Consider the following 14,729-nt stretch of genomic DNA (forward strand, 5'->3'; position numbering starts at 1 on the left):
GGGCAATTTCGGGGGAGGTTTGCCATCGTCCACAGGACGCCCTTTCTCGATGTCCACTTCATGCGCCGGATCGGATCCGCGCTCCAATCGATTTATTGCGTCACAATAATCGTGCAAACCGATGAAATAAAATTATGCGGGTTCTACAGCCCGTTCCAGAAGACGCGGAGCGCCGCAGCAACTTCGGCCGGGCGTTCGGCGATCGCCCAGTGCCCCGCCCCTTCGATCACCGTCAGCGGCGTGCCCGTGTTCGCGGTGTAGCGCCGGGCAACCGACAGCTCGACATAGGGATCGCCCGCGCCCCAGATCAGCGTGCCGTTCACGGGCAATTTCGGGATGTCCAGCGCCCAGTCATGCGCAAAGCTCAACCCCTTCGCCGAACGATAGAGTTTGAGGATCGCGCGGCGCTTGTCCCTGCTCTTCCACTGCTCGGCCTCTTCGCGCGCGATGTCGGCGGGCATGCCCTGTGCCGCGAGGCCGTCGGCGAGCTTGTCGGCCCTGCTCAGCGCCATGAAGATTTCGCCGAGGATCGGCGTGTTCCAGATGCGCGCGATGCGGTGGCCGCGATAGTCGGGCTCGATCACCGCGTTCGAGATCGCCCAGCTGCGGATCAGGTCGGGGCGCAGCATCGCAACGCGCTGGGCGATCAGCGCGCCCCAATCGTGGCCGACGATGTCGATCGGGCCGTGCGCGGCGACCAATGTCTCGGCCTGACCAATCGCCCAATCGGCATAGGCCTCCTTGGTCGCGGCAAAGCTCTCGGGCAGCGGTGCGGTGAAGCCTGGCAGCGCGGGGACCGCGACGGGCGTGTCGCCAAGCTCGAGCGCGGCGAGCAAGGGCCGCCAGATCGCCGGGCTGTCGGGAACGCCGTGGATGAAGAGTTTGGCGGTCATATGCACTCTCCTGTCGCCCCGCGAAGGCGGGGGCGCCGTCGGGGTCATGCTACGCTGACAGCGGCCCCCGCCTCCGCGGGGCGACGAATATTTACTCCATCTCCCCCCGCTCGCGGCGGAGCGCATACCATTTCTGGACATTGGCATTATGCTCGGACAGCGTCCGTGCAAACACATGGCTGCCGTCGCCCTGCGCGACGAAGAAGAGATAGTCGTTCGCTTGCGGGTCGAGCACGGCGGCGATCGACGCCTTGCCCGGATTCGCGATCGGCCCCTTGGGCAGCCCGGCCATGCTGTAGGTGTTGTAGCCGTTCACCGCCTGGATTTCGGAGCGCAGGATACGGCGGCCGAGCGGCTTGCCCTTGGTGACCGGATAGATGATCGTCGGATCGGCCTGAAGCCGCATCCCGACGCCGAGGCGGTTGGTATAGACACCCGCGACGGTGCGGCGCTCGGCGGCGACGGCGGTTTCCTTCTCGACGATCGACGCGAGCGTTATCGTTTCGTTGCGGTTCTTGACCGCGGCGCGCGGCGTGCGCTTCGCCCAAAGTTCGCCAAACGCCTTGTCCATCGCCGCCTGCATCCGCTTCACGACCGCGGCGCGGGTCTCGCCGGTCGTGAAGGCATAGCTGTCGGGCAATATGCTGCCTTCGGCGGGCACGGGAATTTCGCCCTTGAGACGCGGCTCGGCCATCAGCCGTTCCCACACCATGATCGAGGGCATGCCTTCGGGGATCATCACCAGCCGCTGGATCGTCTTGCCCGATTGGAACAGCGCAAGGATGTCGCCCGCATCCATCCCCTTTTCGATTTTATACTCGCCGGGTTTGATCGGCTCGTCCGAGCCGAAGAAGCGCGCCTGATTGCGAAAGCTCGACGCCGAGACGAGCCCGGCGTCCTCGAGAATCTCGCCCGCCTTCGCGATGCTCGCGCCCTCAGGGATCACGACCTCGGCATCCTTCGGCGCGCCGGGCGAACAAGCGGCGAGCGCCAGCGCGAAGATCGCGATCGTCAACCAGCGGAACGGATGCACGCCATTCTCCCGTCAGTCATATAGCCACGCTTAAAGCCACAAAAGACCCGCGTGTGCAGGGCCTGATTGTGTCCTTTGTGGTTTTAAGCCGGTGGTCCCGGCAGGTCGTTCCGAGGGTAAAGCATGGCGGGATAATGTAGGAAAGAGGGTTTCGATCCTCCCTGTGGCGTAGCCATGGGGAGGTGGCAGCGCGAAGCGCTGACGGAGGGGCCAATGGCGCAACCGTCGCTGCCCCCCCACCACTCGCTTCGCGAGCGGTCCCCCTCCCCATCGCTGCGCGACAGGGAGGATCAGGATCAGTCGACCGCCTTGACGATCAGGCTGGCGTTGGTGCCGCCGAAGCCGAAGCTGTTGTTGAGCGCGGCCTTCACCTTGCGCTTCTTCGCGACCTTCGGGACCAGATCGGCGCCCTCGGTGCCCTCGTCGGGATTGTCGAGGTTGAGCGTCGGCGGCACGATCTGGTCGCGGATCGCGAGGATGCAGAAGATCGTCTCGACCGCGCCCGCGCCGCCGAGCAGGTGGCCGATCGCCGATTTGGTCGAACTCATCGACACATTGGCCATCGCGTCGCCGAACAGGCGCTTCACCGCACCCAGTTCGATCGTGTCGGCCATCGTCGAGGTGCCGTGCGCATTGATATAGTCGATGTCGGCGGGGGTCATGCCCGCCTTTTTCAGCGCCGCGCTCATCGAGCGGAAGGCGCCGTCCATTTCGGGATCGGGCGCGGTGACGTGATAGGCGTCGCCCGACAAACCATAACCCACGACTTCGGCGTAGATTTTCGCGCCGCGCGCCTTGGCATGTTCATATTCCTCGAGCACGACGACGCCCGCGCCCTCGCCCATCACGAAACCGTCGCGGTCCTTGTCATAGGGGCGGCTCGCCTGTTCAGGGCGGTCGTTATAGCTCATGTTGAGCGCACGCGCCTGCGCGAAGCCCGCGATGCCGATCGGGCAGATCGTCGCCTCGGCGCCGCCCGCGAGCATGATGTCGGCGTCATCGTCGCGGATCATCCGCGCGGCGTCGCCGATCGAATGCGCGCCGGTCGAGCAGGCGGTCACTACCGCGTGGTTCGGACCCTTGAGGCCATATTTGATGCTGACCTGGCCCGAGATCAGGTTGATCAGGCGGCCATGAACGAAGTGCGGCGAAACGCGGCCCGGCCCCTTTTCGGCGAGCAGCAGGCTTTCGCTCTCGATGCCCGGCAGGCCCCCGATGCCCGAACCGATCGAACAGCCGGCGCGCACCTTCTGCTCCTCGGTCATGTCGGTCAGGCCCGCGTCCTCGAGCGCCTGGCCCGCGGCGTCGATGCCAAAGATGATGAAGGGATCGACCTGCCGCTGCACCTTGTGATCGACGCGCTTGCCGGGGTCGAAGCCATATTCATGGTCGGGACCCTTGACCTCGCAGGCGATCGTGCATTTCTGGTCCGACGCGTCGAAATGGGTGATCGTGCCGGCGCCCGATTTGCCCGCGATCAGATTCTTCCAGCTGGTTTCGACATCGCCGCCCAGCGGCGTCACCAAACCCAGACCCGTCACCACAACCCGGCGCATAATCATTCCTTTCATCGACCCCTGCCCCCGCAGGGTGCCGCGTCATCCTTGAAGACGCATATCCATAAAAAAAGCTTCCCGGCCACTGCGCGCGAGCGCTCGGGACCGGGAAGCCGGAAACGCGTTGGCGGCGTCGCCGCCGCGTCCGGCCACGCCGGACAGCAAGGACTTAGCCCTTGTTCGCTTCGATATAGTCGATCGCGTCCTTGACGGTGGCGATCTTTTCCGCCGCGTCGTCGGGGATTTCGACGCCAAATTCTTCTTCGAACGCCATCACCAGTTCGACGATGTCGAGGCTGTCGGCGCCCAGATCGTCGATGAAGCTCGCTTCCTCGGTGACCTTGTCGGCTTCGACGCCCAGATGTTCGACGACGATCTTTTTAACCTTTTCGGCCGAATCGCTCATGCACAGTTCCTTTTTTCTGACCTGTTCGTGAATGTTGAAAATTGCCCTAGTGCCGGTGGGCGGGGCTGGCAAGGGGGCTGGCATTGGCCGCGCGGCGAAGCGCCGCGTCGACCAGCCTTTCCTCCGCAGCGCTATAGGCCGACCGTATCCCTTTCTGCCCCTCCGGCACCTGCGTGACGAAATAGGCAATGCCCTCACCGCCTTCAAGGTCGAACCACAGCCCCGAGCGCAATCCATAAGCGTCACCCGAATGCCCGAGCCGCAGCCGTCCATCGCCGAACAGGTCGTCGTGGCAGGCCGGATCGCGCAGCGCCGGGCCGCCGGTGCTGTGCATGGCCATGCCATATTCGCAGAAAAAACCGCCCGTCCCCTCGCCGCTCGTCGGCCGGACGGGCGCCATCGCCTCCAGCCGGGCAAGGCTTTTGGCTTTCAGGAAACCGCCCCCCCGGCGCAGCAGCATCACCCCGATGCGTGCGAGCCCGTTGGCAGAAATGCGCAGTCCGCCCTGCGGGCTGAACCCCGCACCGTGGCGGCCGAGCCGATAGCTCGCGACGTCGCAGCTGCCGTCAGTCGCGGGCACGACGGGACAGGCCGGGCGCTGCCCTTTCAGGTCGTCGCGCACCACATTGCCGTCAGCATCGTGCAGCACGACGGCACGCGCGACAGCGGCGTTGCTGCACGCCGGCCAGTTGAAACAGGCGTCGAGGCCGAGCGGACGAAAAACCAGCCGCGCCATCGCCGCGTCGAACCGCTCGCCGGTCGCCGCTTCGATCGCCGCCGCGACGACCGGATAGTTGAAATTGGCGTAGGCGAAGTCGCCGCCCGGCGCGCGCGCCTTGTCCCACGCCGCGGGATCGCGAAGTGCGGTTTCGAGATCGGCGTCGAGCGGCAGCGCATAATCGGTGTCGTCGTTCAGCCCCGAACGGTGCCCCAGCAGCTGCGCGAGGCTGATCGGCCGGTCCGGATAGGCAGGGTGCCGCAGCCGCCAGCCGAGATAGTCCGATACATCGCGGTCGAGGTCGAGACGCCCCGCCTCCACGAGCCGCAACACGCCCAATGCCACGACCAGTTTCGAAACCGACGCGATACGCACGGGATCGTCGGGGCCGACCGGCCTGCCGCCCGCGCGATCGGCGAGGCCGTCCGCGACGCGCGTTTCGACCTTTCCGTCGCGGTTGAAATGCACCGCGACCGCCGCCGGCGGCGGCGGTGCGGCGAGGGCCAGCAGAGCAAAGGCGGACAACATGGCACCACCGTGCGCGGCATCAACCCTGCGGTCAAGTAGGCGGTCAAGCGTCGCTTACGGCGCCGCTTTGGCGGCGACCACGCCCGAATCGCGGAGCGCCGCCGAGGCGGCCTGGATCACCGCCGGGGTGATCATGAAGCGGCCGAGCACGGTTTCGGGCGCCGCGTCCGCGGGCTGGCGCGTATAGGCGAGCAGGCGCTTCCACTGCGCGCGCGCCGCGGCCAGATCGCCCTGCCGCGCGAGCACGACCGCGCGCACCATCATATATTGCGGCTCCATATTGCTGGGCGACGGCATTTGGTCGAGGATCCGCTGTGCTTCCGCCTGCTCGCCGCGCTGCGACAGGACAAAGGCCAGCGTGACTGCGGGAACCCCGGGATAGGAGGCGTCGAGCTGCAACGACCGCCGGAGCAGCGCCTCGCCCTCCTCCGCTTGCCCGCAGGCGAGCTTGAACAAGCCGAGGAAGCCCGACATGTCGGCATCATAGGGATTGAGCGCGAGCGCCGCGTCGCCCATCGCGTTGCCGCCGGCGCAATTGCCCGAATAGAAATTGGCGCGCGCCATCGCGAACAGGCCCGCCGCCGAATTGGGGCTGCTTTCATAGGAGCGCAGCGCAAGCGCGCGCGCTTCGCCCAAGGCTTCGCGGCCCGCCGGCGTCAACCGCTGCGGCTGCCAGTCGCCATAACGCACGAGCGACAGCGCGGTGAGCGCGACCGGATCGCGCGGTGTCGCCTCGATCGTCGCGCGCAAGCAGACCTCGACCCGCTTCGCCGACGCCGCACTGCGCATCTGGCGCATCCGGTTGAATTGCGCGAGGCAGGGAAAGCCCGCCGCGAAATTGTCGGGCTGGCGCTGAACCTGGTCGCGCACGATCACGCCATAGTCACCGGCAAGCTGGGCAATCAGCGGTTCGATCGCGGTGAATTCGGGGGTTTCGTCGCTGGTCAGGCGCATCTGCTGCGACCAGATCGCGCGCTGGTCGGCGACGCGGTTGAGGACGAGCGTGACATCGGTGTCGCCTTCGACCGTGCGAACCAGCGAGGTATCGAGACGATAGTCCCCCGTTCGCGCCGCCGCGCCGCCCGGCGCTTTCGAACTCAGCAGGTCGATCAGATCGAAACGCCGCAGCCCGTCGCGCAGCTTGCCGTCGAGCGCGCGCGCCAGCGCCCGCGACTGGGGCAGATTCCCCGCCATCGGCGGGCTGACTTCGAGCAATGGAACGGGCACCGGATCGCCGGCAAAGAGCCGGCCGGGGCCTTCGCGGAGCGTCCACAAGGTGAAAAGCGCAAGCGCGAACAGAATGAGCACGACGATCCATCGACCGAACCGGTAACCGCGAGCGCGAGACACGCGCCCGGACGCGGCCGAGCGAGCGGCCGCTGGTCGGAGCGTTGCAGCCTTGACGTCATCTTCATCCGCCGCGCCGTCAGCCGATCGCGACGACGGCGGCGCCGAACGATATTGGACGACCACCTCATAGCTGCCTTGCGGTACGCGCAGGCGATGCACCCAGGGGGTGTCGGCATAATAGCGGTCGAGCAGGCTGCGCAGCCGCCCGACCATGACGCGCGGATAGCTGTCGACGGCGGGATCGAAATCTTCGCTGCGCCCCAGCGCCTCGGTCGCGATCGCATAGGCCTTGGGCGAGCTGCGCCCGCCGCGCAGGCGATGTTCGACAAGAAATTGCAGCAGCCGCGACAGCACGGGCGAACGCGTGAACAGGGGGGAATCGAGCAGCTTCTCGAGCTCTTCGGCGATGATCCGGTCGACCTCTACCGGATCCTGTGTCTCGTTCGCTTTCGCCTGATCCATGCTACCCTCAAATACCCCCGACGGGCGGTGCGGTAGATACGCCAATCAGCCAGCGCGGCCACCCGTTGTTACTTTGACGTAACGGTAACACGGCAACCTTGAGTCATATCAGAAGAAAATCGTCCCGCCAATCCGCAAGGAAAAGCGCGAAAACGGGTTAAGGATTGGTTATCAAATGGCAACATTGCGGCATGTGACCCCTTGTAACTGCCGCACAGGCGAAACTCTGGCATCCTTTCCGACGTCGCGGCATCCCTGTGATGGCGCGGTGTGGAGCCAAAAGGCGAATGGTGCGAGCTGGTCCCTGGCACCTTTCGATCCCCCTCAGGCTTCATTTCAAGACTTCGCCGGGCGACCCGACAGCCCCACCTGTTCTGTCGCCCGGCAAGTCGATCTTCCCTCCCTCGACGCCTGCCGACCCGGACAGGACATCTGCCGCCCCGCGTCAGCCGGCGGCCGGGCGTGAGACCGCCTTGGTTTTGAGGCAGCTTGAATTGAAGAAGGCGCCGGTTTCCACCGGCGCCCCCATCGTTCGTCGAAATAGACGCGAAGATTCAAGTCGTCGTCGCTGCCTTGCACGGGCCCGTATGCGTGCTGGTCATCTGCATGACCATTTCCATGTCGCCGCCGGTCGGAACCTTGCCCTTGGTCGTGATCGTGACGTCGGTCTTCTTGGCTTCCATCGTCCCGGCCATCGCCATGTCGACCGTCTGGCCATTGGCGGTGCAGGTGCCCGCAACGTCGATCTTTCCGCCGGCGACCTCCTTCTTGGACCAGGTGCATTCGCCGCCGCCGTTCGGCCCCTTGGCGAGTTCGGCCGCAATGTCTTCCTTGTCGACCTGTTCCTGCGTGAAGCATTGATCCATGCCGCTCGCCGCTGCGAACTGCTTGGACATCGCGTCCTTCGCTTCGGCCGGCAGGCCGGGAACTTCGAACTTGACCAGCTTGACGTCGGTCTTCCAGTTGCCTGCCTCGCGCTTTACCGTGCCGCCGGCATTTTCGTTTTCGGTTTTGCCGCCGCTGCAACCCGCCACGGCGATCAGAGCGCCGATGGCCGCTACCGTCAGAATTTTCTTCATAAATCATCCTCCTGTTGAGCAAATGGGCGAACCCAGATGCGGCCATTTGGTTGCGAGCCATTATGTTTGTCGTTGGGCGCAATCGATACCATATTGGCAGCGATGGCAATCCAGATTCGCACCTCGCTCGACGAAATCGACACCGCCGAAGGCTATGTTCCGCATCGCCCCGCCCGCCCCGAAAAGGTCGAAGGCGGCAAACGGTTCGAACTGGTCAGCGACTATGAACCCGCGGGCGACCAGCCGACCGCGATCAAGGAACTGGTCGCGACCGCGCTCGCGGGCGAGCGCGATCAGGTGCTGCTCGGCGTCACCGGATCGGGCAAAACCTTCACAATGGCAAAGGTCATCGACGAGTTGCAACGCCCCGCCCTCATCCTCGCGCCGAACAAGATCCTCGCGGCGCAGCTCTATGGCGAGTTCAAGAGCTTTTTCCCGAACAATGCGGTCGAATATTTCGTCAGCTATTACGACTATTACCAGCCCGAGGCCTATGTCCCGCGGTCGGACACCTATATCGAGAAGGAAAGCTCGGTAAACGAAGCGATCGACCGCATGCGCCATTCGGCGACGCGCGCGCTCCTCGAACGCGACGATGTGATCATCGTCGCGTCGGTGTCGTGCCTCTACGGCATCGGCTCGGTCGAGACCTACTCGGCGATGATCTTCGACCTCAAGAAAGGCCAGGTCGCCGACAGCCGCGAGATCATCCGCAAGCTCGTCGCGCTCCAGTACAAGCGCAACGATCAGGCCTTCGCGCGCGGCAATTTCCGCGTGCGCGGCGACAGCCTCGAAATCTTCCCTTCGCACTATGAGGATATGGCGTGGCGCGTCAGCTTCTTCGGCGACGAGATCGAGGAGATCACCGAGTTCGACCCGCTGACGGGCAAGAAGATCGCGAACCTCAATTACGTCCGCGTCTATGCCAACAGCCACTATGTCACCCCCGGCCCGACGCTCAAGCAGGCGACCGAGGCGATCCGCCACGAACTCGCCGAGCGGCTCAAGGAACTCGAAGCCGAAGGCCGGCTGCTCGAGGCGCAGCGGCTCGAACAGCGCACCAATTTCGACCTCGAGATGATCGCCGCAACGGGCAGCTGCGCGGGGATCGAGAATTACAGCCGCTTCCTCACCGGCCGCCTCCCCGGCGAGCCGCCGCCGACGCTGTTCGAATATCTGCCCGACAATGCTTTGCTTTTCGTCGACGAGAGCCACCAGACGATCCCGCAGATCGGCGCGATGTCGAAGGGCGACCATCGCCGCAAGATCACCCTCGCCGAATATGGCTTCCGCCTGCCGAGTTGCATCGACAACCGGCCGCTGCGTTTTGCCGAATGGGATTTGATGCGACCGCAGACGGTCAGCGTCTCGGCGACGCCGGGGACGTGGGAGATGGACCGCACCCAGGGCGTCTTCGCCGAACAGGTGATCCGCCCCACCGGCCTCATCGACCCGCCGGTCGAGATCAAGCCGGTCGAGGAACAGGTCGACGACCTGATCGCCGAAGCGAAAAAGACCGCCGCAGCGGGATACCGCACGCTGGTGACGACGCTGACCAAGCGCATGGCCGAGGATCTGACCGAATTCCTCCACGAAGCCGGCCTCAAGGTCCGCTACATGCACTCGGACGTCGAGACGCTCGAGCGCATCGAGATCATCCGCGACCTCCGGCTCGGCGTGTTCGACGTGCTCGTCGGGATCAACCTGCTGCGCGAAGGGCTCGACATTCCCGAATGCGGGCTCGTCGCGATCCTCGACGCCGACAAGGAAGGCTTTCTGCGCAGCGAAACCAGCCTCGTCCAGACGATCGGCCGCGCCGCACGCAACGTCGACGGCCGCGTCATTCTCTACGCCGACCGCATCACCGGCAGCATGGAACGCGCGATGCGCGAAACCGACCGCCGCCGCGAAAAGCAGGAAGCCTATAACGCCGAGCATGGCATCACGCCGCAGACGATCAAGCGCAACATCGGCGACATCATCGCGCATGTCGCGTCGAAGGATCAGGTGACGATCGACATCGGCGACGACAAGCCCGCGCACATGGTCGGGCACAATCTGCGCGCCTATATCGCCGAGCTCGAAAAGAAGATGCGCGACGCCGCCGCCGACCTCGAATTCGAGGAAGCGGGCCGCCTGCGCGACGAGATCCGCAAGCTGGAGGCCGACGAACTCGGCCTGCCACCAGACGAACAGGTCGCGCCGCGCGTCGGGCGCAGCAACGAGGGCAAGCCCGGCACGCGCAAAGGGCGGTTCGGAAAGCAGAGCAAGACAAAGTGGGGGCGGTAGTGATCAAAATGTGGTGGTCGAGAATTGCCAAATTTTCATCAACGTCATACAGAAAAACACGTTTAGCTTGGCAAAACGTCGAACGCCCATACAAACTACTTATTACCGCTTTTCTAGTAATAACGGTTATTATTTCTGGAGAAACCTTAAGCAAAAATCCTTATTTTTCTAGTTTATTCGAACTCCCTCGGCAAAGTCGCGTGTTCGGTCCGATTTTCTTTCCTCCGGAATCCGCCAATAATCCGATCGAATGGAAGGACCGAGTTCAATCTCTACTTCTCCTCATCGGGCTTCCGGTTGCGTTTCTCTTATGGCATTGGCGCGATAGAAACGTTCGCGATCAAATAGAAAATGCTCGAAAAGACACCAACTTACGAGAGTATTTGGAAGTTCAGAAAATGGCTGCCGGCCTCGTGGAGGGAGCCGACGGAGAGCAAAGCGTCAAATGTCAGTTGCAGATCGCGGCGCTTCATCAAATTCGAGGTTTTCTTCGCGGAGAATATGGTGAGAGCTTTCGCAGACCGGCCTTCGAACTTCTAATGTCGGGACATGCCAACGCAATGGAACGTATCGGCGTTAAACAAGTTCAAAAGCAGATATCTGAATGTGATGACGATATTTCCGACGACATTTGGGTCTCGAAGGAAAAACTCATCCTCAAGATGGACATGGTCGACAAAGAACGTCTTGAGATTATTAAATTTGAATATGATCAAATCTTTAGTGGATATTTTAATCTATCTGGAAAATGCTTTGACTTCATAGATTTCACTTGGGCCGAATTCAAACCAGATCTAAAAATTGCCAATGCGAGCTTTTTCGGCGCCTCCTTCTTTGGATGCTTACTTAAATCCGTCAATTTTGAATATTCTCAACTACAAGCCGCTGAGTTTCATGATTGCGATCTATCAAGCGCTCGCCTGTGGGGTGCACATCTTGATAGGGGAACCTTGTCGGATTGCATTCTCTGGGGCGCCAATATCGGTATCAGTGACACAGCGTCATTCCCAGACTGCTCCGGATCCGAAATCGACGAGAACTGCTGGATGGCATCAAATTGGGGCGGGTTGAGTGAAGATGAAAAGGAAAAAGTGCGTTCGATTTGGTATGCTGCTGGAGCAAGCGCCTCGGAGAGCCTTCAGAACCACCTTTCCCGCTTCGACGAAACCCCGGCTGTAACCGACAAGTAACCTTGCTCCCCTTCCCCGTGCCGCCTAGCGTTCGCCCCGCAATCGGGGAGGAACTAGTTATGAAATCGGGTCTTTCGCTCATCGCCTTGGCGCTTGCCTTCGCCGCACCCGCCGCGCTCCATGCCGAGGACAAGGCCGACGAGAAGGCGAAGGCCGAAAAGCCCGCCGCCGATTACGAACCGCAGGTCCGCACGACCAAGCTGTCGGGCACCTTCGGCGGCCAGCGCATCAATTACGCCGCGACGATCGGCGAGACGATCATCAAAAACAAGGATGGCGTCCCCGAAGTCGCGGTCGTCACCACCGCCTATGTCAAGGAACCACGCGACCCGAGCCGGCCGGTGACTTTCCTCTTCAACGGCGGCCCAGGATCGGGCACCGTCTGGTTGATGATGGGGGCGTTTGGGCCGAAGCGCGTCGCGATCCCGGGCGACGGCACCGACGACGGCGCGCCGCCCTATCCGATCGTCGACAATCCTGACGCGCTCCTCGATGTAACCGACGTCGTCTTCATCGACCCGCCGGGCACGGGCTTTTCGCACCTGATCGGCAAGGCCGATCCCGAGGATTATTACGGCGTCACGCAGGACGCCAAGCTCGTCGCCGAGGTGATCCGCCGCTGGCTGAACGACAACGGCCGCTGGAACAGCCCCAAATATCTGGGCGGCGAAAGCTATGGCACGACGCGCTCGGCCGCGGTCGCCAACCAGTTGATGAACGAGACGTACAACGACGTCGCGCTCAACGGCATCATCTTGATCTCGACCGTGCTCGATTTCGCGGCGGGCGCCGATACACCGGGTAACGAGCTGTCGCCGATCACCAACCTGCCCTCGATGGCGGTCACCGCGCTCTATCACGGCAAGGCGACCGCCGCCTCGCCCGAAGCCTTTGCCGAGGAAGCGCGGCAATGGGCCATCGGCCCCTACGCCTCGGCGCTGCTCAAGGGCCAGAAACTGCAAGGCGAGGAGCGCGCGCAGATTCGCCGCGAGCTGTCGCGCTTCACCGGCCTTTCGGAAACCTATCTCGAAAGCGCCGATCTGCGCGTCACGCCGAGCCGTTTCTACAAGGAATTGCTGCGCGACCGCGGCCTCACCGTCGGCCGCCTCGACAGCCGCTATACGGGCAAGGATTATGACAGCGCCGGGGAAAGCCCCGACAACGATCCCAGCTTCTATGGCATCGACGCGAGCTATACCGCGGCAATCAACAGCTGGAGCCGCGACGGGCTGGGCTTCAAGACCGACCGCGAATATCAGTCGATCGGCCGGATCGGCGGCCAGTGGGACTGGCGTCTCGGCGGCCGCGACACCAACGCCTATCTCAACGTCGCGCCCTATATCGGGCAGGCGCTGCGCGAGAATTCAGGACTGCGCGTGCTCGTCGCGCAGGGTTATTATGATTTCGCGACGCCCTTTTTCGCTGCCGAATATGCGCTGTCGCGCACCGGCATTCCGCAGGATCGCATCACTTACACTTATTATGACGCCGGCCACATGATGTATATCCGCGACGAGGACCGGCATAAATTGGCTGAGGATGTGCGGGCGTTTATCCGGGCGCGGTGAGCGCCAAGGACGAGGCCGCTACTCCCACTCGATCGTGCCCGGCGGCTTCGACGTATAGTCATAGACGACGCGGTTTATGCCCTGCACCTCGTTGATGATCCGCGTGGCGCAGCGGCTGAGGAAGCTCGCATCGAAGGGATAGATATCGGCGGTCATTCCGTCGGTCGAGGTGACGGCGCGGAGCGCGCAGACATGATCGTAGGTGCGCCCGTCGCCCATCACGCCGACGGTCTTGACGGGAAGCAGCACCGCGAATGCCTGCCAGATCGCGTCGTAAAGGCCGGCATTGCGGATTTCCTCCAGATAGACCGCATCGGCCTTGCGCAGGATATCGCAGCGGTCCTTCGATACTTCGCCGGGGATGCGGATCGCGAGGCCCGGGCCCGGGAAGGGGTGACGGCCGACGAAGATGTCGGGAAGGCCGAGTTCCTTGCCGAGCAGCCGCACCTCGTCCTTGAACAATTCGCGCAGCGGTTCGACGAGCTTCATATTCATCCGCTCGGGCAGACCGCCGACATTGTGGTGGCTCTTGATCGTCACGCTCGGCCCGCCGGTGAAGCTGACGCTCTCGATGACGTCGGGATAGAGCGTTCCCTGCGCAAGGAAATCGGCGCCGCCGATCTTCTTCGCTTCCTCCTCGAACACGTTGATGAATTCGGCGCCGATGAACTTGCGCTTCTTTTCGGGGTCGGTGACGCCCGATAGGCCCGCCATGAACCGCTCCTCGGCGTCGACCACGACGAGCGGGATGTTGTAATGGTCGCGGAACAGCCGCTCGACCTGTTCGCGCTCGTTCATGCGCAAGAGGCCATGGTCGACGAAGACGCAGGTGAGCTGTTCGCCGATCGCCTCGTGGATCAGCACCGCGGCGACCGCGCTGTCAACCCCGCCCGACAGGCCGCAGAGCACGCGCTGGTCGCCGACCTGCGCGCGGATTTCGGCGATCTTGGTCGCGCGGAACTCGGCCATCGTCCAGTCGCCGCCGCAGCCGCAGACGTGGCGGACGAAGTTCGCGATCAGCTTGGCGCCATCGGGGGTGTGGACGACCTCGGGGTGGAACTGCGTGCCGTAATAGCGGCGCTCGTCATCGGCGATCAGCGCGAAGGGTGCGCCATCGCTGATCGCGACGATGCGGAAGCCGGGGGCGAATTTCGTCACGCGGTCGCCGTGGCTCATCCACACCTGATGGCGCTCGCCGACTTCCCACAATCCGTCGAACAACACGCAGGGTTCGGTGACGGTCAGAAAGGCGCGGCCGAATTCGCCATCGCGTTCGCCGTCGGCGCCGCCGGGTTCGACCTGTCCGCCGAGCTGCTGGCTCATCACCTGCTGGCCGTAACAGATGCCGAGGACGGGAAGCCCGCTGTCGAACACCGATTGCGGCGCGCGCGGGCTGCCGCTCGCGGGGACCGAAGCGGGCGAACCCGACAGGATCACGCCCTTGGGCTGCATCCGTTCGAGCGCGGCTTCGGCGGCGCTGAACGGGACGATCTCGCTATAGACGCCGGCTTCGCGAACGCGGCGGGCGATCAACTGGGTGACCTGCGACCCGAAGTCGATGATCAGGATGGATTCAGGGGCGGCGGAAGAGTCGGGAGTCGGCATGGCTGGCCGATAAGGGCATGGGGCCATGCTGTCCAGCGGTCGATATGGTGCG

General features: G+C 63.5%; 11 protein-coding genes. 3 read left to right on the forward strand and 8 right to left on the reverse strand.

Annotated features, from left to right (window positions below; all coding sequences use genetic code 11):
• Window positions 1-143 precede the first annotated feature (143 nt).
• From FG95_RS03705 to FG95_RS03735, 7 genes are all read right to left on the reverse strand, one after another.
• Window positions 144-893: an alpha/beta fold hydrolase gene (locus FG95_RS03705; protein WP_037554067.1), complete on the reverse strand. Its 750-nt coding sequence runs from the start codon at window positions 891-893 to the stop codon at window positions 144-146.
• 91 nt (window positions 894-984) lie between these two features.
• Entirely contained in the window at window positions 985-1,926 is a 942-nt protein-coding gene (gene mltG / locus FG95_RS03710; RefSeq protein ID WP_037554068.1) for an endolytic transglycosylase MltG, read from the reverse strand.
• A gap of 296 nt (window positions 1,927-2,222) precedes the next feature.
• Window positions 2,223-3,482: a beta-ketoacyl-ACP synthase II gene (gene fabF, locus FG95_RS03715; protein ID WP_037554125.1), complete on the reverse strand. Its 1,260-nt coding sequence runs from the start codon at window positions 3,480-3,482 to the stop codon at window positions 2,223-2,225.
• A 169-nt stretch (window positions 3,483-3,651) separates the two neighbouring features.
• Window positions 3,652-3,888, reverse strand: coding sequence for an acyl carrier protein (locus tag FG95_RS03720; RefSeq protein ID WP_003039428.1), 237 nt, complete (start codon window positions 3,886-3,888; stop codon window positions 3,652-3,654).
• Window positions 3,889-3,934: 46 nt separating this feature from the next.
• Window positions 3,935-5,134: a serine hydrolase domain-containing protein gene (locus FG95_RS03725; protein ID WP_052182053.1), complete on the reverse strand. Its 1,200-nt coding sequence runs from the start codon at window positions 5,132-5,134 to the stop codon at window positions 3,935-3,937.
• A 54-nt stretch (window positions 5,135-5,188) separates the two neighbouring features.
• Window positions 5,189-6,946, reverse strand: a complete 1,758-nt coding sequence (locus FG95_RS03730) for a tetratricopeptide repeat protein (protein WP_037554069.1) — start codon at window positions 6,944-6,946, stop codon at window positions 5,189-5,191.
• Window positions 6,947-7,500: 554 nt separating this feature from the next.
• The gene (locus FG95_RS03735; RefSeq protein ID WP_037554070.1) at window positions 7,501-8,025 is read right to left on the reverse strand and encodes a DUF3617 domain-containing protein; all 525 of its coding nucleotides are present in this window, start codon (window positions 8,023-8,025) and stop codon (window positions 7,501-7,503) included.
• A gap of 102 nt (window positions 8,026-8,127) precedes the next feature.
• Between FG95_RS03735 and uvrB the strand changes: the two genes are divergently transcribed.
• The 3 genes from uvrB to FG95_RS03750 are packed head-to-tail and all read left to right on the forward strand — an operon-like array spanning window position 8,128 to window position 13,072.
• Window positions 8,128-10,314, forward strand: a complete 2,187-nt coding sequence (gene uvrB, locus FG95_RS03740; protein WP_037554072.1) for an excinuclease ABC subunit UvrB — start codon at window positions 8,128-8,130, stop codon at window positions 10,312-10,314.
• 8 nt (window positions 10,315-10,322) lie between these two features.
• Window positions 10,323-11,504: a pentapeptide repeat-containing protein gene (locus FG95_RS20080; RefSeq protein ID WP_235211452.1), complete on the forward strand. Its 1,182-nt coding sequence runs from the start codon at window positions 10,323-10,325 to the stop codon at window positions 11,502-11,504.
• A 59-nt stretch (window positions 11,505-11,563) separates the two neighbouring features.
• Window positions 11,564-13,072, forward strand: coding sequence for a S10 family peptidase (locus FG95_RS03750; protein WP_037554076.1), 1,509 nt, complete (start codon window positions 11,564-11,566; stop codon window positions 13,070-13,072).
• Between the two features lie 18 nt (window positions 13,073-13,090).
• Here the strand turns inward: FG95_RS03750 and guaA are convergent, their stop codons facing one another.
• A complete protein-coding gene (guaA, locus tag FG95_RS03755; protein ID WP_037554077.1) occupies window positions 13,091-14,677 on the reverse strand; it encodes a glutamine-hydrolyzing GMP synthase in 1,587 nt (528 codons plus the stop codon).
• Window positions 14,678-14,729: the final 52 nt, after the last annotated feature.

Source organism: Sphingopyxis sp. LC363 (genome assembly GCF_000756385.1).
GTDB lineage: Bacteria > Pseudomonadota > Alphaproteobacteria > Sphingomonadales > Sphingomonadaceae > Sphingopyxis.